Origin of the sequence: Salinibacillus aidingensis (assembly GCF_039522525.1) — a bacterium.
GTDB lineage: Bacteria > Bacillota > Bacilli > Bacillales > Alkalibacillaceae > Salinibacillus > Salinibacillus aidingensis.
In genome coordinates this window covers 151,457-176,606 of the sequence record NZ_BAAADO010000005.1, presented here as the reverse complement: position 1 = coordinate 176,606, position 25,150 = coordinate 151,457, and the positions used below count along the sequence as shown (strand labels likewise).

General features: G+C 39.5%; 31 protein-coding genes, 1 pseudogene and 1 riboswitch. Of the genes and pseudogenes, 16 read left to right on the top strand and 16 right to left on the bottom strand.

Translation table 11 applies throughout. The features are described 5' to 3' along the window. The first annotated feature begins 2 nt into the window (after window positions 1-2). A complete protein-coding gene (locus tag ABD006_RS13235; protein WP_343841915.1) occupies window positions 3-830 on the top strand; it encodes an HAD family hydrolase in 828 nt (275 codons plus the stop codon). A gap of 162 nt (window positions 831-992) precedes the next feature. Here ABD006_RS13235 and ABD006_RS13230 read toward each other — a convergent pair whose 3' ends face one another. Both ABD006_RS13230 and ABD006_RS13225 read right to left on the bottom strand, forming a co-directional pair. Next, window positions 993-1,373 (bottom strand): DnaJ family domain-containing protein, encoded by a 381-nt coding sequence (locus ABD006_RS13230; protein ID WP_343841912.1) that lies wholly within the window; start codon window positions 1,371-1,373, stop codon window positions 993-995. 15 nt (window positions 1,374-1,388) lie between these two features. Beyond that, a complete protein-coding gene (locus ABD006_RS13225; RefSeq protein WP_343841911.1) occupies window positions 1,389-2,132 on the bottom strand; it encodes a YkgJ family cysteine cluster protein in 744 nt (247 codons plus the stop codon). 168 nt (window positions 2,133-2,300) lie between these two features. On the opposite strand from ABD006_RS13225, the gene ABD006_RS13220 reads away from it, so the two are divergent. From ABD006_RS13220 to ABD006_RS13205, 4 genes are all read left to right on the top strand, one after another. Further along, complete coding sequence (locus ABD006_RS13220) at window positions 2,301-2,432, top strand: YflJ family protein (RefSeq protein ID WP_044163932.1); 132 nt, start codon at window positions 2,301-2,303, stop codon at window positions 2,430-2,432. A gap of 128 nt (window positions 2,433-2,560) precedes the next feature. Next, window positions 2,561-3,568, top strand: coding sequence for a rod-share determining protein MreBH (gene mreBH, locus ABD006_RS13215; RefSeq protein ID WP_343841907.1), 1,008 nt, complete (start codon window positions 2,561-2,563; stop codon window positions 3,566-3,568). A 425-nt stretch (window positions 3,569-3,993) separates the two neighbouring features. Further along, complete coding sequence (locus ABD006_RS13210) at window positions 3,994-4,110, top strand: anti-repressor SinI family protein (protein ID WP_343841904.1); 117 nt, start codon at window positions 3,994-3,996, stop codon at window positions 4,108-4,110. 92 nt (window positions 4,111-4,202) lie between these two features. Further along, a complete protein-coding gene (locus ABD006_RS13205; protein WP_343842213.1) occupies window positions 4,203-4,535 on the top strand; it encodes a helix-turn-helix domain-containing protein in 333 nt (110 codons plus the stop codon). Window positions 4,536-4,774: 239 nt separating this feature from the next. Here ABD006_RS13205 and ABD006_RS13200 read toward each other — a convergent pair whose 3' ends face one another. Next, window positions 4,775-5,761: a Gfo/Idh/MocA family protein gene (locus tag ABD006_RS13200; protein ID WP_343841901.1), complete on the bottom strand. Its 987-nt coding sequence runs from the start codon at window positions 5,759-5,761 to the stop codon at window positions 4,775-4,777. Between the two features lie 283 nt (window positions 5,762-6,044). Here ABD006_RS13200 and ABD006_RS13195 point away from each other — a divergent pair, with 283 nt between their 5' ends. Together ABD006_RS13195 and ABD006_RS13190 are read left to right on the top strand one after the other, a co-directional pair. After that, on the top strand, window positions 6,045-8,000 hold the full coding sequence (locus tag ABD006_RS13195; protein WP_343841898.1) for an aconitate hydratase: 1,956 nt from the start codon (window positions 6,045-6,047) through the stop codon (window positions 7,998-8,000). Between the two features lie 67 nt (window positions 8,001-8,067). Continuing rightward, window positions 8,068-8,244 (top strand): hypothetical protein, encoded by a 177-nt coding sequence (locus ABD006_RS13190; RefSeq protein ID WP_343841895.1) that lies wholly within the window; start codon window positions 8,068-8,070, stop codon window positions 8,242-8,244. A gap of 22 nt (window positions 8,245-8,266) precedes the next feature. On the opposite strand, the gene ABD006_RS13185 is transcribed toward ABD006_RS13190, so the two are convergent. After that, the gene (locus ABD006_RS13185; RefSeq protein ID WP_343841892.1) at window positions 8,267-8,695 is read right to left on the bottom strand and encodes a VanZ family protein; all 429 of its coding nucleotides are present in this window, start codon (window positions 8,693-8,695) and stop codon (window positions 8,267-8,269) included. A 218-nt stretch (window positions 8,696-8,913) separates the two neighbouring features. Between ABD006_RS13185 and ABD006_RS13180 the strand changes: the two genes are divergently transcribed. The 5 genes from ABD006_RS13180 to ABD006_RS13160 all read left to right on the top strand — a co-directional run bounded on the left by ABD006_RS13180 (window position 8,914) and on the right by ABD006_RS13160 (window position 11,523). Next, complete coding sequence (locus ABD006_RS13180) at window positions 8,914-9,039, top strand: hypothetical protein (protein WP_343841890.1); 126 nt, start codon at window positions 8,914-8,916, stop codon at window positions 9,037-9,039. Between the two features lie 86 nt (window positions 9,040-9,125). After that, a complete protein-coding gene (locus ABD006_RS13175; protein WP_343841888.1) occupies window positions 9,126-9,968 on the top strand; it encodes a hypothetical protein in 843 nt (280 codons plus the stop codon). 2 nt (window positions 9,969-9,970) lie between these two features. Further along, a complete protein-coding gene (locus ABD006_RS13170) occupies window positions 9,971-10,147 on the top strand; it encodes a hypothetical protein (protein ID WP_343841885.1) in 177 nt (58 codons plus the stop codon). Between the two features lie 83 nt (window positions 10,148-10,230). Next, a riboswitch (PreQ1 riboswitch) is annotated at window positions 10,231-10,277 on the top strand. A 73-nt stretch (window positions 10,278-10,350) separates the two neighbouring features. Next, window positions 10,351-10,848 carry a preQ(1) synthase gene (queF, locus tag ABD006_RS13165; RefSeq protein ID WP_343841882.1) on the top strand — a complete coding sequence of 166 codons (498 nt, stop codon included), beginning with the start codon at window positions 10,351-10,353 and terminating at the stop codon, window positions 10,846-10,848. A 45-nt stretch (window positions 10,849-10,893) separates the two neighbouring features. Then, a complete protein-coding gene (locus tag ABD006_RS13160; protein WP_343841880.1) occupies window positions 10,894-11,523 on the top strand; it encodes a queuosine precursor transporter in 630 nt (209 codons plus the stop codon). Between the two features lie 142 nt (window positions 11,524-11,665). Here the strand turns inward: ABD006_RS13160 and ABD006_RS13155 are convergent, their stop codons facing one another. From ABD006_RS13155 to ABD006_RS13135, 5 genes are all read right to left on the bottom strand, one after another. Further along, complete coding sequence (locus ABD006_RS13155) at window positions 11,666-12,067, bottom strand: spore coat protein (RefSeq protein ID WP_343841877.1); 402 nt, start codon at window positions 12,065-12,067, stop codon at window positions 11,666-11,668. After that, on the bottom strand, window positions 12,067-12,225 hold the full coding sequence (locus tag ABD006_RS13150; RefSeq protein WP_343841875.1) for a hypothetical protein: 159 nt from the start codon (window positions 12,223-12,225) through the stop codon (window positions 12,067-12,069). Before ABD006_RS13150 ends, ABD006_RS13155 begins: the two co-directional genes overlap by 1 nt. A gap of 39 nt (window positions 12,226-12,264) precedes the next feature. Next, window positions 12,265-12,570: a hypothetical protein gene (locus ABD006_RS13145; protein ID WP_343841872.1), complete on the bottom strand. Its 306-nt coding sequence runs from the start codon at window positions 12,568-12,570 to the stop codon at window positions 12,265-12,267. Between the two features lie 467 nt (window positions 12,571-13,037). Then, window positions 13,038-13,316, bottom strand: coding sequence for a hypothetical protein (locus tag ABD006_RS13140; RefSeq protein WP_343841870.1), 279 nt, complete (start codon window positions 13,314-13,316; stop codon window positions 13,038-13,040). Window positions 13,317-13,390: 74 nt separating this feature from the next. Continuing rightward, window positions 13,391-13,969 carry a hypothetical protein gene (locus ABD006_RS13135; protein WP_343841867.1) on the bottom strand — a complete coding sequence of 193 codons (579 nt, stop codon included), beginning with the start codon at window positions 13,967-13,969 and terminating at the stop codon, window positions 13,391-13,393. 81 nt (window positions 13,970-14,050) lie between these two features. Here ABD006_RS13135 and ABD006_RS13130 point away from each other — a divergent pair, with 81 nt between their 5' ends. Next, window positions 14,051-14,434 carry an SLAP domain-containing protein gene (locus ABD006_RS13130; protein WP_343841865.1) on the top strand — a complete coding sequence of 128 codons (384 nt, stop codon included), beginning with the start codon at window positions 14,051-14,053 and terminating at the stop codon, window positions 14,432-14,434. A gap of 71 nt (window positions 14,435-14,505) precedes the next feature. Here the strand turns inward: ABD006_RS13130 and ABD006_RS13125 are convergent, their stop codons facing one another. The 3 genes from ABD006_RS13125 to ABD006_RS13115 form a co-directional block, all read right to left on the bottom strand. Beyond that, window positions 14,506-15,459: an agmatinase family protein gene (locus ABD006_RS13125; protein ID WP_343841863.1), complete on the bottom strand. Its 954-nt coding sequence runs from the start codon at window positions 15,457-15,459 to the stop codon at window positions 14,506-14,508. A 131-nt stretch (window positions 15,460-15,590) separates the two neighbouring features. Beyond that, complete coding sequence (gene putP, locus ABD006_RS13120; RefSeq protein ID WP_343841860.1) at window positions 15,591-17,087, bottom strand: sodium/proline symporter PutP; 1,497 nt, start codon at window positions 17,085-17,087, stop codon at window positions 15,591-15,593. Window positions 17,088-17,686: 599 nt separating this feature from the next. Beyond that, window positions 17,687-18,847, bottom strand: coding sequence for an MFS transporter (locus ABD006_RS13115; RefSeq protein WP_343841857.1), 1,161 nt, complete (start codon window positions 18,845-18,847; stop codon window positions 17,687-17,689). 101 nt (window positions 18,848-18,948) lie between these two features. On the opposite strand from ABD006_RS13115, the pseudogene ABD006_RS13110 reads away from it, so the two are divergent. Beyond that, window positions 18,949-19,645, top strand: a pseudogene (locus tag ABD006_RS13110) (aspartate/glutamate racemase family protein). Between the two features lie 79 nt (window positions 19,646-19,724). On the opposite strand, the gene ABD006_RS13105 reads toward ABD006_RS13110, so the two are convergent. After that, window positions 19,725-19,895 carry a hypothetical protein gene (locus ABD006_RS13105; protein ID WP_343841854.1) on the bottom strand — a complete coding sequence of 57 codons (171 nt, stop codon included), beginning with the start codon at window positions 19,893-19,895 and terminating at the stop codon, window positions 19,725-19,727. A 134-nt stretch (window positions 19,896-20,029) separates the two neighbouring features. On the opposite strand from ABD006_RS13105, the gene ABD006_RS13100 reads away from it, so the two are divergent. Beyond that, window positions 20,030-20,947, top strand: coding sequence for an SDR family oxidoreductase (locus ABD006_RS13100; RefSeq protein ID WP_343841853.1), 918 nt, complete (start codon window positions 20,030-20,032; stop codon window positions 20,945-20,947). 239 nt (window positions 20,948-21,186) lie between these two features. On the opposite strand, the gene tnpB is transcribed toward ABD006_RS13100, so the two are convergent. Continuing rightward, complete coding sequence (tnpB, locus tag ABD006_RS13095; protein WP_343841851.1) at window positions 21,187-22,278, bottom strand: IS200/IS605 family element RNA-guided endonuclease TnpB; 1,092 nt, start codon at window positions 22,276-22,278, stop codon at window positions 21,187-21,189. 275 nt (window positions 22,279-22,553) lie between these two features. Here tnpB and ABD006_RS13090 point away from each other — a divergent pair, with 275 nt between their 5' ends. Beyond that, window positions 22,554-23,087 carry a phosphatase PAP2 family protein gene (locus ABD006_RS13090; protein ID WP_343841849.1) on the top strand — a complete coding sequence of 178 codons (534 nt, stop codon included), beginning with the start codon at window positions 22,554-22,556 and terminating at the stop codon, window positions 23,085-23,087. 74 nt (window positions 23,088-23,161) lie between these two features. Here ABD006_RS13090 and ABD006_RS13085 read toward each other — a convergent pair whose 3' ends face one another. Together ABD006_RS13085 and ABD006_RS13080 are read right to left on the bottom strand one after the other, a co-directional pair. After that, the gene (locus ABD006_RS13085; protein WP_343841846.1) at window positions 23,162-24,478 is read right to left on the bottom strand and encodes a DUF4179 domain-containing protein; all 1,317 of its coding nucleotides are present in this window, start codon (window positions 24,476-24,478) and stop codon (window positions 23,162-23,164) included. Beyond that, the gene (locus ABD006_RS13080) at window positions 24,471-24,995 is read right to left on the bottom strand and encodes a sigma-70 family RNA polymerase sigma factor (protein WP_343841843.1); all 525 of its coding nucleotides are present in this window, start codon (window positions 24,993-24,995) and stop codon (window positions 24,471-24,473) included. The genes ABD006_RS13085 and ABD006_RS13080 overlap by 8 nt, the downstream gene beginning before the upstream one ends. Between the last annotated feature and the right edge of the window lie 155 nt (window positions 24,996-25,150).

Sequence of the window (25,150 nt, the reverse complement as noted above, 5' to 3'; positions counted from 1 at the left end):
TTATGTTAAATTCGTTTATTGAGAAAACAGATGTCATTATTTTTGACCTGGACGGGACTTTATATGAGGGGGACCAGCATTTTGCCTTAATGGTCGAAAACCTGAAACAGCGTCTCCCTGAAAAGCACCATAAGGCCTTTGATGAGCTTTATCAGAAGTCATTAGCAGGCGATCACGCTTTGACGATTGGTAAAGTCTATGACGTTCAGGAGGATGTGATCTGGACCTGGGACCCGTTCACAACAGAGTTAACGAATGCCCAAAATTGGGACAATGAACAGGTACATATTTACGATGCACCGACAAAGCTGTCTGTATCCGAATTTGATTATCAGCGCTTTGTTCCCATTGGTGATGGCTGGTGGCCGCCATACTCCATTGCACGTCATTTCGGACTGACGGTTGAAGATACCCAATGGGCTTATCGACGCACAAAGGAACAAATGGCAAATCTTGATGGTATGCTTGAACCCACCCCAGGGCTGCAGCAATATTTAGAGGAACTGTCAAAAGCGAAAAAGCTTGTGTTGATAACCAACAGTGAAATTGATGATGTACATCGTTTACTTAAATTTTTAGGCCTGGACCATATTTTTTCCGATATTGTCCCAAGTGCTTTAAAGCCAATGAATACAAACAAGCATTTTAAGGAAGTTTTAACTCGATACGATGTGAAGCCTGAACAGGTGCTTTCCATCGGGGATAACTTTATGAATGAAGTCGCCCCGGCCCTTCAGCTCGGTATGTATGGAATATGGTTAACGACTTCAAACGAGGTCCCGCTTAAAAACGACAAATTTGCAAAAATACGGACGCTTGCGACGGAATAAGGCCATTCCATGTTATCCTTATTGGGACGAATGAAAAACCAATAAATCGTGAAATTCCTGTTAAAAGTCCTTCAGCCTGTGCTGAAGGACTTTTTTCATAGATTAGCCATGCAAATGGACCTTCATCCTTTTTTACAAAAAAATAAACCAGAGCGAATCGCCCTAGTATCGAATTCCAAACCTCTTCTGAATTTTTCCTCTGTACTTGGGATAGGCCGGTGAGGAGGAGAGTCTTCGTTTATCCATTAAAGACTGATAATGAAGGTGCTTTTCCGTAAGCTTTTCTTTATATTCCTCCTGCAGCTTCTCATCCTGGGTCTGATTCATTAATTCTTCAAGAGTTACCATTTCCTTTTTAATTTTCATTTCCTCTGGCAGGACACCGGCATTTTTCATCATCCGGTAGCTTGTACGTAAATCCTCAGATACGCCGGCCAGATCATCCTCAGGCAACGGCTTCCCCTTCCCCGGCAGGTCATCCAGCTCTCCCTTATCAATGGAAGTCTTGATTTTTTCTTCAGCAAGAATATACCCAATATCCATTCATACACCTCCACACTATATAGACTTCTCCTCACTCCAGGCTTTTAGCCAATTCGGCAAATAATCATAGGAAAACAGATCATCCGGATAGTCAATAAAGGCCGTATGCTCTTCTTCGTATAAAAACTGAACAAATTCATTCAGTGCTCCCATATATTCATTATACAAAAATTCAAAACTAATCGTTTCTTCTGGCATTTCGTTCTCTGCACAAATTTTCGGGTCTGTATAGTTCACATATGTCCGACACGGAATCGGTCTGATTTCATATGCCATGCACATGTTTGTTTCCGTATTTAAAAGAGGGCAGGGCACGTGACTGCGAATATATTTCCGTTTGAAATCAGAATCCTCTTCGTAGTCAAGGGAAGTAACGGTCTTCAGTGTTTCTCCGTACTTTTCAAAATAGGCTGTTAAATGGGATGTAATGGCTTCCTTACGATCATGGGGGAAGCACTCAATCGCCTTTGTCATGAGCTTAGCTTCCATCTTTGAAATAATAATCGGAAAATAGCAGCAGAAGGCACATCCCATTTGACAGGTAGGTTTCATCCCCATCGTTTCATCCATCTGTTCCATTTCACCACTAACAACCTGAAGGAGTTCCTGAAAGCTTGCCAGCAATTTCTGTTCTACATCCATGTCTTTATTCGCCCAAGCTTCCACTACCTTGTAAAACTTCTCTTCATCGATTTCATAGGAATTTTGCAGGTGTTTCATTCGCTCCGTAATTTCTTCCACTGATAAATATGTCTTCATTCATAATAAATCCCTTCATTCATTCTATTAAAAATTATAGACGATATTTACCAGAATTCATACGGGTATTTTCTGGTGTTTTCTCTTTCATAGATTCATGGATGAATGTTAGAATAACCTAGACTCTGAAAATACTTCAGTGTGATTATGGATGAAAGGATGAGTCACATGCATATCGGAAGTAAAGGCTGGTACGTTAACGAACTAAAGAAAATCGGTGTTAATCGTTATGAAGAACGTAAAATCGAAAGCTATAAGAAACACGTACTTGCCAATTTATTGGAAAGCAAGCAACAATAACCAGTTTTATTACAGGGACTATGCTCCCTGTTATTTTTTTGTTATAGATATTTAATTTTTATATATAATTAAAAAGTGGTAAACTAACTAAGTATACATGGAATCTAGAACTAATGGAGGAAAAGGATATGTTCTCATCAGCAGAAATTGGCATTGATCTCGGTACAGCTAATTTACTTATTTATACCAAAAATAAAGGCATTGTATATAATGAACCCGCTGTGGTTGCGATTGATACAACTACCCAAAACGTACTTGCTGTAGGTGAAGAAGCAAAGCAAATGATTGGAAAAACACCTCAAAACATTGTACCTGTTCGTCCGATGAAGGATGGCGTCATTGCTGATTATGAAGTGACTTCTCAGATGCTTAAAGAAATGCTGAAAAAGGTAAGCAAAAAGTTAGGTCATTCGTTACGCAAGCCTTCTGTTGTCGTTTGTGTTCCAACAGGTGCAACCTCAGTAGAACGCCGCGCCATTCATAATGCAATAAAGGAATACGGAGCTAAGTATGTTCATTTAATTGAAGAGCCTATTGCCGCTGCAATTGGTGCAGGTCTGCCAGTGGACGAGCCTGTTTCCAACATGGTCGTTGATATTGGTGGAGGTACGAGTGAAGTTGCCATTATCTCCTTTGGCGGAATTGTCTCCTCACAGTCAACCCGGGTTGGCGGGGACAAAATCGATCAGGCCATCATTCAGCATGTACGGAAAAAATACAATGTCTTAATTGGGGAACGGACCGCTGAACAAGTCAAAATCCAAATTGGCTACGCATTAATTGACCATCCGGAAGAAACCATGGAGGTTCGCGGACGTGATATGGTATCCGGATTACCTAAGACCATTGCGTTAACTTCAACAGAGATTCAAAAAGCGTTACAGGAGTCTCTTGAACAAATTCTTGAGGCTATTCAGACCACCCTTGAAAGCTGCCCTCCTGAATTAAGTGGTGACATTGTTGATCAGGGAATTACTCTGACTGGTGGTGGTGCACTGCTTAAAGGCATGCAGGAATGGCTGTCCAATGAAATCGATGTACCTGTTCATATTGCACCAGAACCACTGGAGTGTGTAGCCATTGGAACAGGTAAATCCCTTAAAATGATCACAAAGCTTCAGAAGGCTACAAAATAACATCCCGTATATTTTATGAAATACAGTGAGTGCAAACATTCACTGTATTTTTTATGTTGGACGGTCATTTTAAAATATCGGATTTGTGACTAAGAAATCAGAATGGCCGCGTCCGCCTTTGTTTATGGGGGTCATTTTAAAAAAATCGTTCGACAAATTCAGGGATGGTTTTAGTCTTTTTTTGGATATTTCTTTGATAGGTTCCCTCTCTTTTCAAATTTTTTCCCTGGTTTTAATAATATAATATAAATCTCGGTTATTATGTAAATATTTGTAATATTGTCATCGACATTTTATTCCATTCTTTTAATCTTAAGTCTTATATACTACTTTATGGTATCTATAGACTAGAGAACATGTTTCGGGAAAGTCTTACTTAAAAAAGAGAAAGTATTTATTCTTAGAGCAGAGGGGGAATCAATGGAATGAGTCAGCTTACAAGCCTTGACCCTGAGTGGGTAGAACTCATACTGGAAGCGCTGGAAATAGGTATTACTGAGGAGGAGATAAAAAAATTTCTTACCAATCCTGTTCCCTTTTAGTCGTATAGACTTAATTTTTAAAAAATTACGTTCTCCATATCAAACAGCTGGACGTTTTTATGTTATAATGAGGCCTAAGGAAGGTGAAGAAGATGATAGGGGAACGTATAAAAAAGCAGCGTGAACAAAAAAATATGTCACTCTCCGAACTAGCTGAACAAGCAGGTGTGGCAAAATCATATTTAAGCTCCATTGAACGGAATTTGCAATCCAACCCTTCCATTCAGTTTCTTGAAAAAATTTCTGCTGTTTTAGGTGTATCGGTAAATACCTTTCTTCATGACAGCACAGAGAATCTGTCAAAGGAACATTTAGATCAGGAATGGATAACCTTAGTTCAGGAAGCCATGCAATCTGGTGTTTCCAAAGAGGAGTTTAAAAGCTTTTTAGAATATAATAAATGGAAGTTAGAGCAAAATAAATAAAGCGAACCTTCCATGAGTGGAGGTTTTCTCCATCCCCCACTGATGGTTAGTTGAACTTATCAGGAATTTAATGGCCGTTTATCCTCCACTTAGTCTTGTTGGGTACCCTCAAAACCTGAAGCGAGGGTATTACGGCCAGTTAATGCGTGATAAACGTATTACATAGACAAGGCTTAATGTCCCGAAATAAAAAAGAGCATTTCCAAATCACCTTGAAAATGCTCTTTTTCGTACATCTCCTATTTTTGGTCAGCCGGAAACACAACGCCTACCTGCTTCCGCGCTTCCTCCATAATTCGGGCTGTTGTGACGGAATTCTTAAAGGTATTGATATCTGATTCCAATTTATTCTCTTTTATTAGCGAAATGAATTCCTTTGCTTCATCATACATGGAATTCTCTTTTTGTGGAACACTTAAATCTTCTTCATTTCCATGATGGTCCCGGAATACTACTCGTTCAGCCCTATGTATAGGGTCAATGATAAGGCTCCCTTTCTCACCTTGAATTTCAGAAGGCAATTCTGTATTGGTAATCTTGGAATGCATAACGATGCCTTCCATTTCATCATATTTCACTAAAACCGTACCTTCCCCATCTACTCCGGATTCTAACATTACACCATTTGCTTTTACCTCTTTAGGTTCGCCAAACAGCACCACCATTGGATATATACCATATACTCCAATGTCCATCAGAGATCCATTCGAAAATTCAGGTTTAAAGGCGTTTAGCACAGTACCTTCTTTGTAAGTATCATATCTGGAAGAATATTGGCAGTAGTTGCCTATATATCGACGTATCTTCCCCACTTTATGTAAATTTTCCTGAACAGCCTTAAAATTAGGCAGAAAGCTGCTTTTTAGCGCTTCCATAAGCAAAACCTGATTGTCCCGCGCTGCCTGGATCATTTCTTCCACTTCACGCACATTTGACCCCATAGGTTTTTCACATAACACATGTTTTTTTCCATTCATTAAAGCAATAGCATACTCTTTATGAAGAGAATTTGGAGACGCAATGTATACGGCATCAAGCTGATCACTATCCGCCATCTCCTGAATGCTCGTAAATGTATATGGAGCATTATACTTCGATGCAAATTCTGCTGCTCTTTTTTCTGTACGTGAAAACACAGCCGTTAATTGAAAATCCTCTACCTGTTGAGCTGCATCTAAGAACCGTTCTGTTATCCAATTTGTCCCTATAATTCCGAATCGTACCATATAAAAACCTCCTAGTCTCTAGTTATAAATCCTGGGTAATCCTCTTATGTTGTCGCGATCATCACGGCCCTTCTCTTTACTATTGTCCAGCTGCAGGGCCTGGTCCTGGTAATATAAGAAATGCCACTTTTTCTTATATAGGTTCAAAGCTTAGCAAGGCCCTTCCGCTTTCCTATGTATATTTTACATGGTATTTGTGAATTTATAAACGAATAAACTATTTTTGATGGGATGTTTTATAAAGTGTTTGTGCGGTTATAGAACTATATAAGGAGGAATGATGTTGAAGCTTAATGTTACCCAAAAGCTGATAAAAGACCATTTGGTATCCGGGGAGATGACTCCTGGTGAGGAGATTGGGTTAAAGATTGATCAGACTTTAACACAGGATGCAACCGGAACAATGGTTATGCTTGAGCTTGAAGCGATGGGACTGGATTATGCCAAAACAGAGGCATCAGCCCAGTATGTCGATCATAACCTGATTCAAGTAGATAATAAAAACCCTGATGATCACTTGTTTTTACAGAGTGCAGCCAGACGTTTTGGACTGTATTATAGTCGCCCTGGAAACGGCGTTAGTCACCCTGTCCATATGCAAAGATTAGCGAAGCCCGGGAAAACATTATTAGGTTCAGACAGTCATACATGTGCAAACGGCAGTATGGGAATGCTCGCCATGGGGGCTGGCGGTATTGATGTTGCAATGGCTATTGCCGGCGAACCCTTTTATGTCAAAATGCCTGAAGTCTGGGGAATTAAATTGACCGGTGAACTGCCTGACTGGGTTGGAGCCAAGGATGTTATTTTGGAATTGCTCCGTCGTCACGATGTAAAAGGCGGAGTCGGACGTGTGATTGAATATTATGGTCCAGGATTAAAGAATTTAGATGCCATGGATCGGCATGTGATTGCCAATATGGGCGCTGAACTTGGAGCCACAGGAACGGTCTTTCCTTCCGATGAGGAAGTGAAGCGCTTCTTAAAAGAACAGGAACGTAGGGACGAATGGATTGAATTAAAGGCGGATAAAGGAGCTTCCTACGATATTGAGGAGGAAATCAATTTATCCGAGCTTGAACCTCTTATTGCAAAGCCATCAAGTCCAGGTAATGTAGTCCCAGTTAAGGACATTGCTGGCGAATCCATATATCAATCCTATATCGGCTCTTCTGCTCAGCCTGGTTTTCGTGATTTTGCCATGGCAGCTGAAATTGTAAAGGATAAAAAGATTGCTGAAGGCGTTTCCTTAGATGTTAATCCAACATCACGACAGATGCTGACAGAACTTGTACAGGAAGGACATATCGCAAGCTTCCTTCAATCGGGAGGACGTCTTCATCAGGCTGGATGTAATGGCTGTATTGGAATGGGGCAGGCGCCTGCAACCGGCCGAAACAGCCTGCGTACAACACCAAGAAACTTTCCTGGTCGTTCCGGCACCAAAGAAGACAGTGTCTTTCTATGCGGACCAGAAACGGCAGCCGCCTCCGCATTAAAGGGTGAAATTACGGATCCTCGTACATTGGAGATGAATTATCCAAACATTAAAGGGCCGAAAAAGCCGAATGTAGATGATCAGCTACTGGATAAACCCTTACCGGAGGAAGAAGCTAAAAAAGTAGAGCTCTACAAGGGGCCTAATATTGCCTCCATACCGGAAATGGATAGGCTGCCAGATGAGCTGGAGGTACCGATACTTCTTAAAATGAACGATAACATTTCCACAGATGAAATTTTAGCTGGTGGCGCCAGGGTTCTCCCATACCGCAGTAATTTACCTGAAATCAGTAAATTCACTTTTGAAATCATAGATGAGAGCTATTATGACCGTGCTATGGATATTCGGGATCATGGCGGCCATGCTATTGTAGGCGGCTATAACTATGGTCAAGGGTCCAGCCGTGAACATGCCGCACTCGCTCCACGATACCTCGGATTACGTGTCGCTGTAGTCAAAGACTTTGCCCGTATTCACTGGCAGAACCTGGTTAATTTTGGTGTCCTCCCTCTTACCTTTAAACACGATGAGGACTTTGACAAATTACAGCAGGGAGATGTACTCCAATTTAAAGACCTGCGTGACAAGGTACAGCAGGGTAATGACATAAAAGCGACGGTAAAAGACAAGAATATTGAAATGGAACTTACACATGCTCTATCTTCCAGACAAGTTGACATGATGCTTAAAGGCGGCTTAATTAATTGGGTGAAGGACAGACAGAATTCAAAAGCTTAATACCACGCATGAATTTGCGGTACCGTGTAAAACTATGGGCAACCATTGAAACAAGGAGAGATTTACCATGGTTGACCGTAATCATGTATGTAAAGCATGCGATGGTACTGGACTTTTAGCTGATGATGAGGAATGGCAGTATACGTGTACTGTCTGTGGGGGTGATGGGGTTTTTCAGCCGGGAGACAATCCTGAGCCTGACACTCCTTTTTCGGTAGATGAAAATAATCGAGTTCTTGAATAAAGGAGTGCTTATTAGCACTCCTTTATTTTGATATGTGCATTTTTATGATGTAAAAAATCCGCAGCAATAAAAAGCCTGTTAAAGCTCCTACTGTATTAAGAAGAATATCATCCACGTCAAAGCTTCCTACTCTGAAACTCAGCTGACACAGCTCCAGAATAAAAATACCGACCAAAAATACTTTAAGAAAATCCCTGATTACCCAAAGCTTTTGAAAGCACAGAGGTAATAGCACTCCAAAGGGAATGAAAACTCCTATGTTACCGGCTAAATTGATCAGCCAGGTTTCTAAAGGAAAGTGAGAAAAATTCTCGATATAAAGCTTTAATGTTGATAACGGAATCAGATTATACATGTAATCTTCGGTTTGTACCCTGGAGAAACCAAAAAACATCCAATAAATAAGTAAACCTGTATATAGTATTAAAATAGCGACAGCCTTTTTTCTCAACTAAAAACACCTCTAAATTGATTATAGATTACCTGTAACACCATGACTACTGTAATCTGAAAACCTTCGAAAATGAACAGCCTAATCTTTAGAAAATTTTTGCGGATAGAAAACGTGAAGCATAATATACTTGTAAATAGGTGCAATCATCAAGGAGGTGCTTTCTCATTTTAAGGATCCTGAAAAATAAGACACCGCTGACCGAAAGCATTCCTCCCGTGACGCAAAAGGAAGGAACGGTACAGATTGGACAGCAGATGGTTTTCTATTCGATCATGGAATTGGATGAGGAAATTCCCTCCTACGTCCATACTCCTAGAAAACCAATGGGTGAAAGAGGGTAATTTTTCCCTTTTTCACCATATCTTATAGGTTTTTCCATTACACTTTGTTAAAATTTATGTAATATAAAACAAGGTGTGGTGATGGAATGAAGTTTCGTAAATTCTTGAATGTTACTTACATTTCAAGCATATTGGGAATTTTCAGCTTTATCATCCTAACCGCCACTTTATCAAAAGAAAATTTGAATGAAGTGACAGGCTTTATTTTATTTCCCTTTACGGATAAGCTTCAGCCTGGTTTACAATCCTCACGATTTATCCATTGGCTGGTGATTTCCCTGGCTATGATTTTTTATATAATTATGATTAAAGGAATAATCAGATTATTTCAAAAGCCGGTCCAACCGCAATCCTCCTACCCTGAAATGGTCTGTCAAAGCGAAATTGCCTCTATGTTAGATGCTGTAGACTCCGAAGATGATGCCAAAATTAATGAAAAAATTATAACTTTTATGAAAAAATTTGACGAAATGGTTGCAGAAATTTTTGAAATGGATAACAATGATTTAAAGAGTTTATGGGTGCTGCAAATGGATAAGGATGAATACCAGAAATCCATTGAAAAAGAAAATGAGGAATTTTATCAAAACGATCATAAAAGCTTTTTAATGATTGTAAACTTAAATGAGCATTTGAAGCCAACCGAAGAAGATAAACGTATTATAAGATGGGCGCTTCAGCAGCCTAATCCGCAGTTTTGGGATGATCGGGTGAAACGTAATTTTAATGGAGAAAACCGGGAATTTGTGTTTGTCCGGAATTACGGGGAATTTCGCCTTGGTTATGCTCTATTATTTAAACATCAGCATATGATTACAGAAGAAAAGCTTCAACACTTTCAGGCAGCGTCCTCCTATTTGATGCTGTTAGGCAAAATTAACGACCTTACACACAAAATGATTAAATATATACTAGAAAAGGTGGTATAAAAGTGAAAGTAAAGGAAAAGGAGACGAAAAAGAATCCGACAAATATCTCTGTTTTAACTTTATCAACAGATATGAAAGTCCCCCCTGCCAAATACGAATCAGGATTTAAAAAACTGGATTCAAAAACCGGAAAATGTTCACCAGCAAAAGCCCGCACCTTACTTCGAAAATGGGTATAACAAAATACACTCCTATAAGCTAATTGACATGAATACCACTTATCTATATACTTATTCCATGAAATAGAATGATCCATAAAAGTACGGGAGAGGTTCTTAGCTTAAACCCTCTATAAAAAACTAAGGACATATGACGTGATAGAATCAGCCATATCCCCTTAGGATATGGCTTTTTTAATGGCCGAATAAAGGGAGGTTTGAAGATGTCCGACAGAAATGATGAAGAGCTGACAGATCTGTCACTACTGGGAAATCAGCAGACAACTTATGCTTTTAATTATACACCTGAAGTGCTGGAAACATTTGATAATAAGCATCCGAATCGCGATTACTTTGTAAAGTTTAATTGCCCGGAATTTACAACCTTATGTCCTAAAACCCACCAGCCGGATTTTGGTACGGTTTATATCAGCTATATCCCCGATCAAAAAATGGTAGAGAGTAAATCTTTAAAACTATACTTATTCAGTTTCCGTAATCATGGAGACTTTCATGAAGATAGTATGAACATTATAATGAATGATTTAATTGAACTTATGGACCCTCGCTACATAGAGGTATGGGGCAAATTCACCCCTCGAGGCGGAATCTCCATTGATCCATATTGCAATTATGGAAGACCAGAAACCAAATATGAAGAAATGGCCATGCATCGCCTGATGAATCATGACATGTATCCGGAAAAAATAGATAATCGATAATAGAGGGGAAACTTGGAATCCTCCCATAAAAGGAGAGGATACAGAATGTTTGTTTACTTAAATGCTTTATTTGTGGGGTTATTAGTTTTATCAAATATCCTGGGTGTCAAATTGTTCAGTATCGGTGATTTTGTTTTACCAGCTGCCGTTATTGTATATGTCATTACCTATTTAATTACAGATGTGATCGGTGAAGTATACGGAAAAGAGGCAGCAAAGAAAACCGTCCAGGCTGGTTTTTTCACTCAAATTATTGCGCTAATATTCCTGTTTATCGCTATAGAGTTGCCTGCTGCTCCGCTGTTTGGAAATCAGCAGGAATTTGAAACCATATTAGGTGGCAGTCTCCGTGTAATTTTAGCCAGTACATTGTCCTATCTTGCCAGTCAGCATTTTGATGTGTATATTTTTCATCGTCTAAAACGTAAACACGGTGCAAAGAAACTGTGGCTGCGAAATAATGTTTCTACTATATCAAGTCAGTTTGTCGATACAAGTATATTCATTACGATTGCTTTTATGGGAACTGTTCCGGCAACGGCATTACTAAGCATGATGGCCACCCAATATGTATTTAAACTGATTGTAGCGCTTCTGGATACGCCAATTACTTATCTATTCGTAAAGATCGCCAGAAAGGAAAAAGAAACTTCAGATTTGCCAATCAGTGCATAATCTATTGAACTATGAGAGGGTGGGACGTAAAAAAACAGACGACCCACCCTCTAAAATTTCTATATAAACGAAGAAGGCTAACTCATCATTTTGAGTCAGCCTTTTATCAATGGGAGTGCTCCACGGGTTGGGTTTATTCAAATTAAAGGATATCCAGCTGGATGAGGAATGCTAGAAGAACTTGAACAAGTACTTGCAGGGACAGGGCGATATCCGTATCGCTGGTCGTTACGTTTACATCTTTGGATCCTTCGATACGTACTTTCTGTTTATTAATCTGCTTCATTTCCGTGCGTTGTAACAAGTCATTGGTTACCTGCTCGGCGCGGTTTGAATCTGCAATCGTGATATTAACAACGACTGCGATAGCAATCTGGATAGCCACCTGAATGGATAGAGCAATTTGTGTGTCATTGGATGTGACATCTACATCACAGGAATCGATAATCTCAATCACTTCATGGGATCCCTGATGCATTTCGTCAACCTGATAGGCAGCATTATCAACAAGCGCATCGTCATCACTAAAGCCTCTATTCCCCATCATAGCGCCAGCACGAGCACCTCTTTGTGAATCACAGCCGCAGTCACAATGGGAAGATCTGACGTTTCTGTGTGATTCACATCCACAGTCGAAATCACTAACTCTGGCATTTCTGCGTCTACCGCAGCCACAATCATTCTCCCACGTATTTCCTGCAAAATCTACAAAATCGTTTCGCCTTCTTCTCCTTCTTACCATTATCCATCAACCTCCTTTTCTTTCTTTTCCTTTAAAAACTCTCGAAGCGGACTTTCCTTAGGTTCTGAATCCTTCTCTCCATCTTCTGACTGAGATGATGAGTTAGAATCATTTTGCTGGGCAACATATTCGTTAACCATCGTTTCAAGATTTTGGGCTATATTTCGTAGTTCCTGTTTTTGAGAATCTGATAAATCGTTGACACCTGAATCTTGACCTATGCCATGCTTTTGCAACACTTTAGAAACCGAAACACCGGCTAAGCTCTTGGATAAATTCTGCAGCTCCTGGTTGAGTTCATTCATTGTTTATCCATCACTCCTTTCAACTATCTTTCACTAGTAGTATATGGGGGAACTCTATGTTAGTCAGGGCTGTCTCCTATTCTATTGTAAAAAGGGTTCCTATCCATAGTAGAATATAATAGTAGAGTTACCTATAATCATTTGCTAAAGCTTACGATGACAGGAATGAAAAGGGAATTCCATTAAACCTGGAGTTCTATATTCTCCTTGTATTAAAGTAATTTTTAAATTAAGAATAAAAAGATAAACAGAGCACAATAGCAATGAACTCTTATTGAAACCCTTTAACAGTAGCATTTTCTTTTTTACAAGAAAGACGCTCAGAGATGATGATCCCTGAGCGTCTGCAAAGAATTAACTATGATTTTTAATCTGATTAAACTTACCTTACTGCCTTACTTCTGTTATTTAGCAAATGAACGACCTTTTGCTCATACTTTTTGATTTTTTTATTGTTTTTGGTTTTCTCAAAGAATTTGATGACATCTGCGAGGGCATTTTCCAGTAACTCCCCAGGTCTTTTCAGCTTCAGTCATTTGATTGAGTTCAATATATCCCAATATTTCCAACACGTTCAGCGTATACATGTCCTCCCCATCAGACTCCAGCTCCTGTTTGGCTTCCTCCACCGAATGAATAAGGTTCTCATAATCTTCCTGTTCAAAATAATAGACGATATCGTTTATAAATTCTGTATCCGTACTCTCTTTCGGCTGTTCGAGTCGATTCTTAATATTTATCTCCAAAACGTGATCCTCCTTTTTAAATGGCACACCAGGACACTACTTCCATTCCTCTCCATTACGAAAAAGCTCTATTCTTAATTTTTTGATTGATCCACGTAGCGGAATAGAATCGGTGCAGTAAATATCCGTCTGTACTGTTTCTTTTGCTTCCTTAAATCACTGCTCTGGATAAACAATAGAGAAAAGGTCTCCCAAAGAAATACCCATCCGCCAACTGTTAAGCTTAAAGAAATGATTTCTCCTACTAATTCGCTCTCATTTGTCGCTTTAAAAAAGTACGATACAATGGTAAATAGCAGGGACAGGATAATGTATATAATCGATCGCTTACGCTTTTCTGAGAAGCGCTTCTTCGTTATGTAGTGAGAATATTGGAAATAATTTCGTATTCCTTCAGCGATCAAAGCTTCCATCTTTTCGTCTTTATTTTGATTACTCATATTAAATCGAAGCTTAATGCTCCTTTTGGAATCAATGTCATAGGAGCATTCCTCCAAAAAGGATTTCAGACTGGAGTCCAGATCACGAATATTATAAACGGATGAATCCCAGGTATTAAAAACATCATCATAGTTTTGAAGTGAAATTTCTATGATATATTCACCTGTCTCTTGATCTATCGTATAAAACTGATCCATAAAATTCTGTTTCAAACGTATCTCTCCTTTTTTCGGAGTTCCTTACCTATCGTAACACGACTATTTATCGCATCTCTACTATTTGGAGTGATCATAATGACAAAGAAGCAACGTCTTGAGTTTGAACGATCTTGGAACAAGAATCTATCTGAAAGGGACCGGCTTATCATTCAACAAATCTTTCAAAAAACCTGTGCTTCCCAGCAGTTCTTCACACTTCTATGGACAGCTGTTAACTATCGGTCAGATTTTCTGGTAACTGTACTTATCCATAATCGAAGTGAGCAACCACTGACATTTAATAATCGTACGTTACGTTATGTAAACAAAAATCAAGTTATCGCTGAGCATACGTTTCAGTTACGTGACCTTATCATTGAACCTTATACAAGTGTGCCCTGGACGTTTATATTTCCCGAAAAAAATTGTTATTCAAAGGTTACAGGTGTAAGTGAAGGATATGTGGAAAACATACTTTGAGGCTTCTATTCATTCTGAAGGCAAAAATAACCTGCCTTGAAGTGATTAGCTTCAGGGCAGGTTTTTATACTTTACTGATTTTGTTTTCTGAGGATATCCCCCGCGAGTGCATAAAGAATAACAGTGGTTACAAAATGGGAGGAATTATCATTGGCATCCTGCTGAGGGTAAACCTCAACGTAGTCCATCCCATTTACACCTAATTTTGCAAAGGCATGAACCAGTTCGACTAGCTCATAGGAAGTAAGACCATTGCCATCCACCGGTCCACCCGGATTAAAAGCAAAATCCAGCACATCACTGCAAATGCTTAAGTAAACCGCATCGGTACCCTCGCTTGCAATATCATAAGCATGCTTTGCCATTGCCTCTACATCATTGCTTTTCCTGATTTCTCTTGAAGTTATCGTCGTTGCGCCGGCTTCATCTGCATATTTACCAGTCTCAGGTTTATTTCTTGGGCCATGAATTCCCATATGGACAATGCTTTCGTTTCGTACACTTTCACTTTCATAAATACGTGCAAAAGGGGTGCTTCTTGCGTATTTATCTCCCTCATAATCAGGATGGTTATCGTAGTGAGCATCCAGGTGAATGATCCCCACTTTTCCATCGACCTTTTCACTCAGGGCCTTTACAATCGGATAGGTAATCCCATGATCCCCGCCAAACGCAACGGGAAAGGCATTGGTATCCCATACTTTGGCTGCAAAGTTCGTGATTCTGTCCATCGTTTCGAACGTATCCGCCGGAACAACATCCACATCACCTAAATCAGCAAGCTGATAATGACTCAAAACATCGATATGGTTCAACTCTGGTAAATATCCCGAATAACGGGCAGAATTGAGACGAATCACTTTCGGACCAAGCTCAACACCTGTGTAATCTCCCCAGGTAACCGCACCTTCCCACGGTACACCATAAATGAGTACATCATAATCATTTACATTCTGATCCTTAATCGAAGCTTTTTTACCCCCTAAAAAACAAGGGGTATTGCCATATAATTTTTCATTACTCATGCTGTTCCACTCCCTTTGCCTTGAATGTTAATAGTTGTTTGATTACTGCAAAAATTCCGTTTATAACTATATTGTAGCGGAAGGTGGGCTTCCCTTAAAGCAACAGGTATTTTTTGAAACACCTTATCCTATTATGCGCCGGCAACCTTATCATACTCTTCCTTCACTTCATCAGATGATTTTTGACCTACAAAACTGAAGATGATAATAGCAATACTGGAGAAGACAAAGCCTGGTACCATTTCATACAGGGCAGATCCTGTATACTGCCAGGTAAATACTGTGACACCACCGACAATAATACCGGCAAGTACCCCGTTTCTGGATGTATTTCTCCAGAATAAGGAGAATAACACTGCAGGGCCAAACGTTGCCCCGAATCCAGCCCAGGCATAAGATACAAGATCCAGCACAGAGCTCGTTTCATTCCAGGCAATCAATAGCGCAATAATGGCAATCACTAACACAGAGAGACGTCCAACCCAGACCAGCTCCTTATCTGAAGCATTTTTACGAAAGTATTTACGGTAGAAGTCTTCAGAAAGTGCACTGGAGGATACGAGCAGTTGGGAGTCTACCGTACTCATAATGGCAGCTAATACAGCAGCTAACAGCGCACCAGCTATCCAAGGGTCATATACGACCTGCACAAGCTGAATAAACACCTGCTCAGAGTCTGCAAGCGGCTGATCAAATGTCACAATCCCAAGCATCCCAACGATAAGGGCACCATATAACGGAATGACAAGACCAAGGGATATGCTGATTAACCTTGCTTTTCGCACTTCCTGATGGGATCGGATAGCCATAAACCTTGCTAAAATGTGAGGCTGTCCAAAATAACCAAGCCCCCAGGCCAAGGCAGAAATAATTCCTACGAAGCCTATCGGACCTGCCGCTTCCCAAATAATTCCTTCCGGCTGATTATAGGAGGTTGCAGCAAAACCATCTACCAGGCTTCCATTAACTGCACTCAGCTGCTCGAACAGACCACCAAAACCGCCAACCTGAATAAGTCCATAAATGGATGTAAATAACAGAGCCGTCGACATTAATACACCTTGTATAAAGTCTGTATAACTAACCGCAATAAATCCGCCAAGAAACGTATATCCAACAATGATAAGAGCACCGATAATTAATGCGAAATGATAATCGACGTCAAATGTCCCCTGGAACAGTTTGGCACCACTCACCAAACCCGAGGCTGTATAGAATAAGAAAAAGGCTAAAATAAATACCGCTGAAATAAGACGAAGCAGATTTGATCGATCACGGAATCGATTTTCAAAAAACTCCGGCAGGGTGATGGAATCATTGGAGTATTCCGTATAAACACGAAGGCGCTTTGCAACATAAGTCCAGTTAATCGCAGCTCCAACTGCAAGACCTACAGCAATCCATAAGCTCCACTGGCCAAAACCGGCTGCATAAGCTGCCCCGGGCAATCCAATTAAAAGCCATCCGCTAAAGTCACTGGCTGCAGCCGAAAATGCCGTCACCCAGCTTCCAAGCTTACGACCACCCAGCACATAATCTGATAAAGTATTTGTTTTACGATACGTTATAATTCCAATGGTTAACATAAGTGCCAAGTAGGCTACAAAAGTAATTAAAATCGGATCCATTAACCTTCATCCTTCCCTTCTTTAAAGTAAGTGTATATTGCCCAGATAACGAGTAACGGCATGGGCACCGCAAACCAGAATAATGTCCAGCCTGTAATCATTTTCTTCCCTCCTCTTATGGAATGTATAGAAAACGATCCTGAAAACAGGAATCGGTTTTCTCATGTCTCAGGGTTCCTTCCTGTCCATTTCCCGCTTCCTTGAAGTGACAGAATTGAATATAAATATAGAATTTTTAAAAAATTGTTATACATATAATTAAAAGGGATATTCCTTAATGAATCAAGTATTTTGTCAAAAAACATCATAAAGTGAAACTTCCATCAGTGGGGGTTTACTCCCCCCACTGATGGTTAGTTGAACTTATCAGGAATTTACTGGTCGTTTATCCCCCACTTGTAGTTTTGTTGGCGTAACCTCAGGACCCTTGAAGTGGGGATATTACGGCCAGTTAATGCGTGATAAAATCCTTATACCTATATGTACTTACTGATTTATCCAAACTTTATGAGGAATAAAGAAAAAATTATAAAAGAATGGGTGGTCCCAAAATGAGATCACCCTTCAGCACTTCTCCTTATAAGTTCCTAAGCATTATCCTATGAGGTCTTTTTTCGAATGGCCGGGGCCATGGACAGCTTTGAATACCCAACAAACATGAGAATGATCATTCCTACCACAAAAGCAATAAAGTATGGAGAAATTATATCCCGTATAAACCCGGTAACAAAGGAACTTATAATAATTCCCAAAGAATAAACAGCTGACATGACACCAAAGGCTCTGCCATGATACTTTGCAGAAACACTTTCCGTAATGGCTGTAGCAATGGCCGGCATGACCAGACCAAAGAAAAAACCAACGAAAAACAATGACACAGGTAAAGCAAAAGATAACCCGAACAATAAGAACAAAGAGGCATTCATCCCTGCAAGGCCTGTCATAAACCTTTTAAAGGGATCGAAGCGATTAATAAAGAAAAGGGATAAGGCAAGAAACGTACCAAGCCCCATAAAGCTGAACAACTGACCTGTATTTAACGTGGAAACCCCTCTTTCAACCGTTAAATAAGGTATTTCATAAGCAATGACGCCGTGGATATACATCACGGCAAATCCGATCAAATAAATGAGTTTCAGTTCCTGTGAAGTAAAGATTTTCATAAGACTAACTTGTGTACCTCTCGGCTCTTTCACGATAAAATCTCTTTCCTTTAAAAAGGTCATCCCATATATACTAGTAAGTAACATCGCAGATCCAATAAAGTAATACGTATTCACATAACCTATCCACACTACCATCTGCCCACCAATGACAGGAGCCATAATGCTTGCAATGGTTGTAAGAATCCCGTTAATCGCCATATTCTTCCCCTGTTGTCTTCGGTTTTTCGCATATCCTGATAGAAGTGTGAAAGCTGCCGGAATTAAAAAGGCCATAGCAAACTCATTTAAACCATGCAAAAGAAATAGTTCACTCGAGTTTGAAACCAGGCCATGCGCTATAAATAGCCCTCCAGAAACAAACAAGGGAAAAATAATAAAAAGTTTCTTCCCAAAACGATCAACCAGGGGCCCCGCCAATAAATTTCCAACCAGGTCGGCCAGTGATCCAAAACTGAGCATCATTCCGATCAAAACACTTGTAGCCCCGAACCCAGATGCAAAGGGTGTGAAGACAGGTGATTCGATACTCGCAATTAAACTAATCAAAAACATAATCAAAAAGATTGGTAGTTTTTCTGCAGCTGTCTGCTTCAAATTTCCTCACCTCTCTCCAACAATGTATGCAGAGAATAGCGAAGTTAGACAAGCTAATTTTTTGGGGACTGTCCCTAAAACAAGGTAAGGGAGTGTTGCACATGAAAACGATTGGACTTATCCGTGGTATGAACTGGAAATCATCATTGGAATATTACCCAATCATTAATGAAGAAGTGAACAAAAAATTGGGCGAAATGCATTCCGCAAAATGCATTTTATATAGTATTGATTTTGATGAAGTCGAACAATATCAGAGAAACTGAGGATGGGATAAAGCTGGTCAATTATTAGCAGAAGTTGGACAATCTTTAGAATATGCTGGTTCAGATATGATCGTGATTTGTACCAATACCATACATAAAGTCATTCCTTATATGGATAAAACGCTAACTATCCCTATTATTCATACCGCCGATCCAACAGCCAGGAAACTCCAAAACGAAGGTATTCAAAGAGTCGGACTGCTTGGAACGCAATATACAATGGAACAGGATTTTTATACATCACGTCTGGAGGCAAATGGTATAACGGTATCTATTCCAAACAGAGAAGATAGACAGAGACTAAATGCCATTATTTTGAAGAATTGTGCGTCGGGAAAACCAGCCTCTCTCCAAAAATTTTGTTTTGGACATTATAAAACAGTTATTCAGTCACGGAGCTAAAGGGATTATTTTAGGCTGTACGGAACATGGCTTATTAATAAATCAACAGGATACAGATATTCCTTTATTTGATACTACTTTTCTACACGCTAAAGAAGCTGCTCATCTGGCATTAAACATAGAATCATAGACTACAATAAAGGCTTCTCTGGTAAATATCAGTAAAACCAGGAAGCCTGAGACAAAATCTGTTTTCTATGATAACAGGACTAAATAACCGGATAATAAGGTTCATATCTTGGATAACAGTAATATGGCGGTCTTGGACCAATCTTCGGTGCCTTAAAAGGATGAGAATTCTCATCATAGATGACTGCATCCTTTTCATTAGACTGGTTGATCAACAGTAACTTCACTTCAGGATTGTAATAATATTGCATTCCAATTCCTCCTCATTGCATATTCCCTATATGCTATTCTCCTTTCAAAAAAACGAGCCTGTACTTATTTGCACGTCATTCGCCTAAGAAACATAGGTTAATTTAAATTGTTAATGAGGAGGATTGTGCATAAAATGTCTACGAATCACTCAAAGAACCAAAATTATCCCTTGTACCCGAACTACGGGAAAATTACACAATATGAGGAGGTTCCCTTAACCGTCCCTGAGCAGCGTCAATATCGGCAGCCTGGTGTAGAAGGAGCAATGGTACCAAAGCCCATAGTTGAAAATCCCAACTACAAAGGAAGTGGCAAATTAACAGGAAAGGTTGCCCTCATTACTGGAGGAGACAGCGGAATGGGGGCAGCGGCAGCTATTGCCTTCGCAAAGGAGGGCGCAAATATTGCCATCGCTTACTTAGATGAGCATGAAGATGCTAAGCGAACAAAGAATAGAATTGAAGAGATTGGTCAAAGGTGTTTATTGCTGCCTGGTGATCTCAGACACAAACAACAATGCATTGACATTGTAAATCTTACGGTAAATAGGTTCGGAAAACTCGATATTCTATGTAATCATGTCGGAATTCAATTTCAGCAATTAAGCTTACTGGATATCACCGATGAACAGTTCGATGACACCTTTAAGGTCAACATATACTCACATTTTTATACAACCCGTGAAGCACTGAAACACCTAAAAGAAGGGAGCTCCATCATTAATACATCTTCTGTAGTCGCGTTTGATGGCAACGAACAATTAATTGACTACACTGCAACAAAGGGAGCCAACGTAGGATTCACCCGTGCTTTAGCCAACAGTCTGGTAAAAAAAGGAATCCGTGTCAATGCCATTGCTCCAGGACGTATATGGACTCCTTTAATTCCATCAAGTTTCTCTGCAGATCAAGTGCCACTAGCCAATAATCCCATGGATCGACAAGGCCAGCCATTTGAAGTCGCTCCTACCTTTGTCTATCTTGCTTCTGATGACTCCCGTTTTGTAACAGGGCAAACATTACATGTAAATGGCGGGCAGGTGTTTGGGTAACTTCCTGAAAAGAAGCAGAACATTTTTATCTGCTTCTTTTTCTGTTACAAAACGTAAAGACCTAATGTTGTTAAAACCTTATTTCTCTTAAATATCCTTATCCTCCCACCGTTTTTTCCGTATATAGTACACAACTGAATAAGGAAAAAGAAAACATTTGAACTACCCGCCACTTATCACCCTTCGGGCTGATTGAAGTGGGGATTCCTAGGAACACCAACCTATCGGTCAGTTAATTATTAGGCTATCCCCGCAGTTCCTGCGGTTAATCGTATTGCTTCCTTACGAAGATTGATACTTGCGTTAATATCTCTATCATGATGAGTGTTGCATTCTGGGCATTCCCACTCACGCAATGCAAGATTCTTAACGTCTTTGTTTTGATAGCCGCAACAAGAACAAAGTTGGCTGGAAGGGAAGCTTTTCGCTACTGTGACTATTTGTTTTCCATACCATTTTGCTTTGTATTCAATCATGGTACGGAATGGCGACCAACTTACTTCACTTATCGCTTTAGCTAAGTTGTGATTTTTCAACATATTACTTACCTGCAAATCTTCCATACCAATGATGTCGTGGTTTTTGACAATACTGGTAGAGATTTTATGCAAATAGTCCTTTCGTGCATTAGCTATTTTTTCATGCAATCGTGCAACCTTGATACGTTGCTTATGCCAGTTAGAAGAACCTTTTTTTCGTCTGGAAAGAACCTTTTGGGCTTTTGCTAACCTTTTCTCAAGTTTACGGAAGTATTTAGAATTCTTATATACCGTTCCGTTAGATAGAATCGCAAAATCCTTTAGTCCAACATCAATGCCAACAGACGAATTTGTTTTAGGTTGCTCATGGACTTCTGTTTCAACAAGAATAGATACAAAGTATTTCCCACTTGGGTTACGTCTAATCGTAGCGTTTAAAATACGACCTTCAACTTCTCGGCTTTTTGCAAACTTAACGAAACCAATCTTAGGTAACTTGATTTTATTATGAACAATAGCAATGTTGCCGTTTGTATGTTTAGTTACGTACGATTGAACCTTGTTCTTTTTAGACTTGAAACGAGGGGATTTGTTCTGTTTTTTAAAAAATCGAGTGTATGCATCTGAAAGGTTCTTAAGTGAGGATTGAAGGGCAATGCTGTCGACTTCCTTTAACCAGACTAATTCTTTCTTAAGTTGAGTTAATTGTTTAAAGGAGGCCTTATAAGTCAAGCCTTTGCCAGTCTCTTTATATATGTCCTTCCATTTTGCTAAAAAGTGATTGAAGACAAATCGAGAACATCCAATAGTTTTAGCAATGAGAATTTTTTGCTCTTTTTTTGGACAAACCAAGCCTTGCCCAGTAACCTTTTTAAATACCCTGTTGTTATTTGCTTTACCGTTAAAATTGGCAGGAAAAATAAACGATCAAAAGAGTCCAGATAAATTCGTTAATACGTGGTAAATATTTTTCTATAAATAAACAACAGTCTTTTAGATACAGCCAGCTATTTATTTTACAAAAAAACTCAACACTTCTTTTATATTGTCTTAACATTTGAGCATTAAAATAGAATTAACTTATCTACTTGTGTCAAAATTATTAATCAATTATATGGGGGTAGGTAGTGTTGAACCGTATTGTCACGTGGATATCAACAAATGATAGGTATGCATTTCAAATCATTAATCATAAACTAAAAAGTAAATGGCTGGATTTGATCTTGCCAAAATTAACACATTTAGGTGGAGCAACATGTACGATTTCATCTTTGCTATTCATCATTCTTATTTCTGAGTCAATATTCCGGGCAGTAGCAATAAAAGCGCTTATTTCGCTGGCATTAAGTCACTTTTTTGTTCATATCATAAAGAAAATATATTCCCGTGAGCGTCCCTACGTAAAACTACCTGATATTCAATTAGGAGTACAGCCACTTAAAGATTATTCCTTCCCTTCTGGTCATACCACGGCAATTTTCTCCATAGCTGTTATCATTGCATTACACTCCATTATCTTAGCGATTATCCTCTTACCGATAGCGATGTTAGTAGGATTTTCACGAATGTATCTGGGTTTACATTATCCCACTGATTGTATTATTGGTGCTCTACTTGGAACAATCAGTTCTTTTATCGTCTATTTCACGACAATTTTTTAACAACTTTAAGTACTTTCTTATCAAATGAAAACCCTCTATAACCTGCAAAGATTATAGAGAGTCTTCATGTTCAGCTATTTTATCTGTATTTTCTCCTTCCCTTCAATCCATTCCGGAAAGAAGGCCAGTTCAAGCGACACAGGTGACTTCAGCTCACTTAATTCATTTGAAATCACTTCGATTTGTGAAAAACCTCTCTCCTCATATCCATACTGCATGCTTGAATTCGCTGTAATTTTCCTCCCATTTGCTCCGGTTATCGTACTGAAAATCGAATAATAAAATTCCTCTTTTGTATGCAATTCCATCTTCAGAGAGCCCTTATCGATTTGCAGGTTTCTCAATTTATTTCCATCCGGCTGTTTCAGGATTTTCTCTTTGTCCATATCAATGACAACTTCACTTTCGTCCCGATCAACAGCCTGCAACCTGTTAACAATCAGGTACAGTTCCTTAGGTTCATGAAAATAATTACTCTGCATATAGATCATCTGTTCATCATCTGATAGGCCTGTTGCTGTCACGCCATTATTAATTTTTCCCCACATTTCTCCTTGCTCATCAACCAGCTGTAAACCTTCATAATTTAAGATTTCCTTTGTATTGTCTGAATCTGCTTTTATCCGGATAGCCGTTCGAATCGGATTGACCGTTACATCTAAAACGTTAATCCTTTGACCATCCAAAACGATTTCTTTGTTAATCTCATATGTCTTCTCGCTCGGTAATTCTTCCGGTATTGTAAAAGGAATTTCCATTTCTTCAGCAGAGCTTCTTAATCGGGTCTGAAGTACAAATTCTTTGACTTCATAAGTTTCATCGAAGAAAACTTCAATGGTACCACTCGAACCATATTCATCCTGATCGGTCAGGTTGTCACTGCTCATGGATAAGGAGCGATAATCTACTTGTTTTCCATCCGGGGTTTTAAGCCGAACATTTTGAAGGGCTGCCGGACGTCCTCCATCCTGATCCTCAAGAGTATAGAATAGGACAAATCCCTTTTGATCCGCAATGATTCCATCCAGTGTAATCTTCACTCCATTATGATGAATGGACGTGCCAATTTCGTTATAGTGATCATTTTTAATCGCTGACATCATGCCTTTATCATCCCTGATTAATTCCACAATTTTCTCCATTCCCGGAATCGATGTCATGTATTGGGCAAATGCCGGTGAAATCCGAATAGAACCAATGAAGGAAATCAACAATACAGCCACTGCAGCCGCACTGATTACCCATCTCTTCATATTTTTAGACGGCCGACCTGATGCCTTTGCTTTTTGAAAGCCCGTAAAAATAGCGTCATCGAGAGCCTCAGAAGGAATGTCTTCCTGGCTATATTTTTCTTTGAATGTGTTCAGTTTTGCTTCTTCCTTTTCAAACATCTGCATTTCCCTCCTTCTCATCCAGCACTTGTTTTAATGACTGCAAGGCTTTGTTCAGCCAGGTCTTAATGGTACCCTCTGGCCTTTTCAGAACTTGTGCGATTTCCTTAATCTTTAACTCATGAAAATACTTCAGCATTAATAATTCCCGGGAACGGTCATCCAGTAGCTGCATGGCATCCTCAAGCTCCATTTTTATATGGCTGTCATTGGTTTGAATCGTCTCCATTTCTACCGGTTTAGAGGTAAATCGTTTTTTCTTCCGGAGCTGATCATTACAATAATTAATCATGATTCTGATGATCCAGGTTTTGAAATATGCCGGCTCTTTTAATGTTTTTATTTTTCTGTACGCCCGGAATGTGACCTCCTGCACCGCTTCAATGGCATCATTTTCATTTTTAAAATAAGCGAGCGCCGTTTTATATAATTCTGTTTTGTATCGCTTCATTAGTTCCAGGAACGCTTCATCACTGCCCCGGATGGCTTCCTGGACTGTTTGAATGTCATTTGGCAAGGTGTATCCCCCTTATGTACGGTATCTCTACCCTATTAGACTGTGGGATGAGTAAAAAGTTTTGTTTTTTTTATCATAACCCGCTTGTCCTCAGCAAAAAACTACCCACTCGCTAAAAGATGTGCGAATGAGTAGTTTTTATATAACTTAAATTT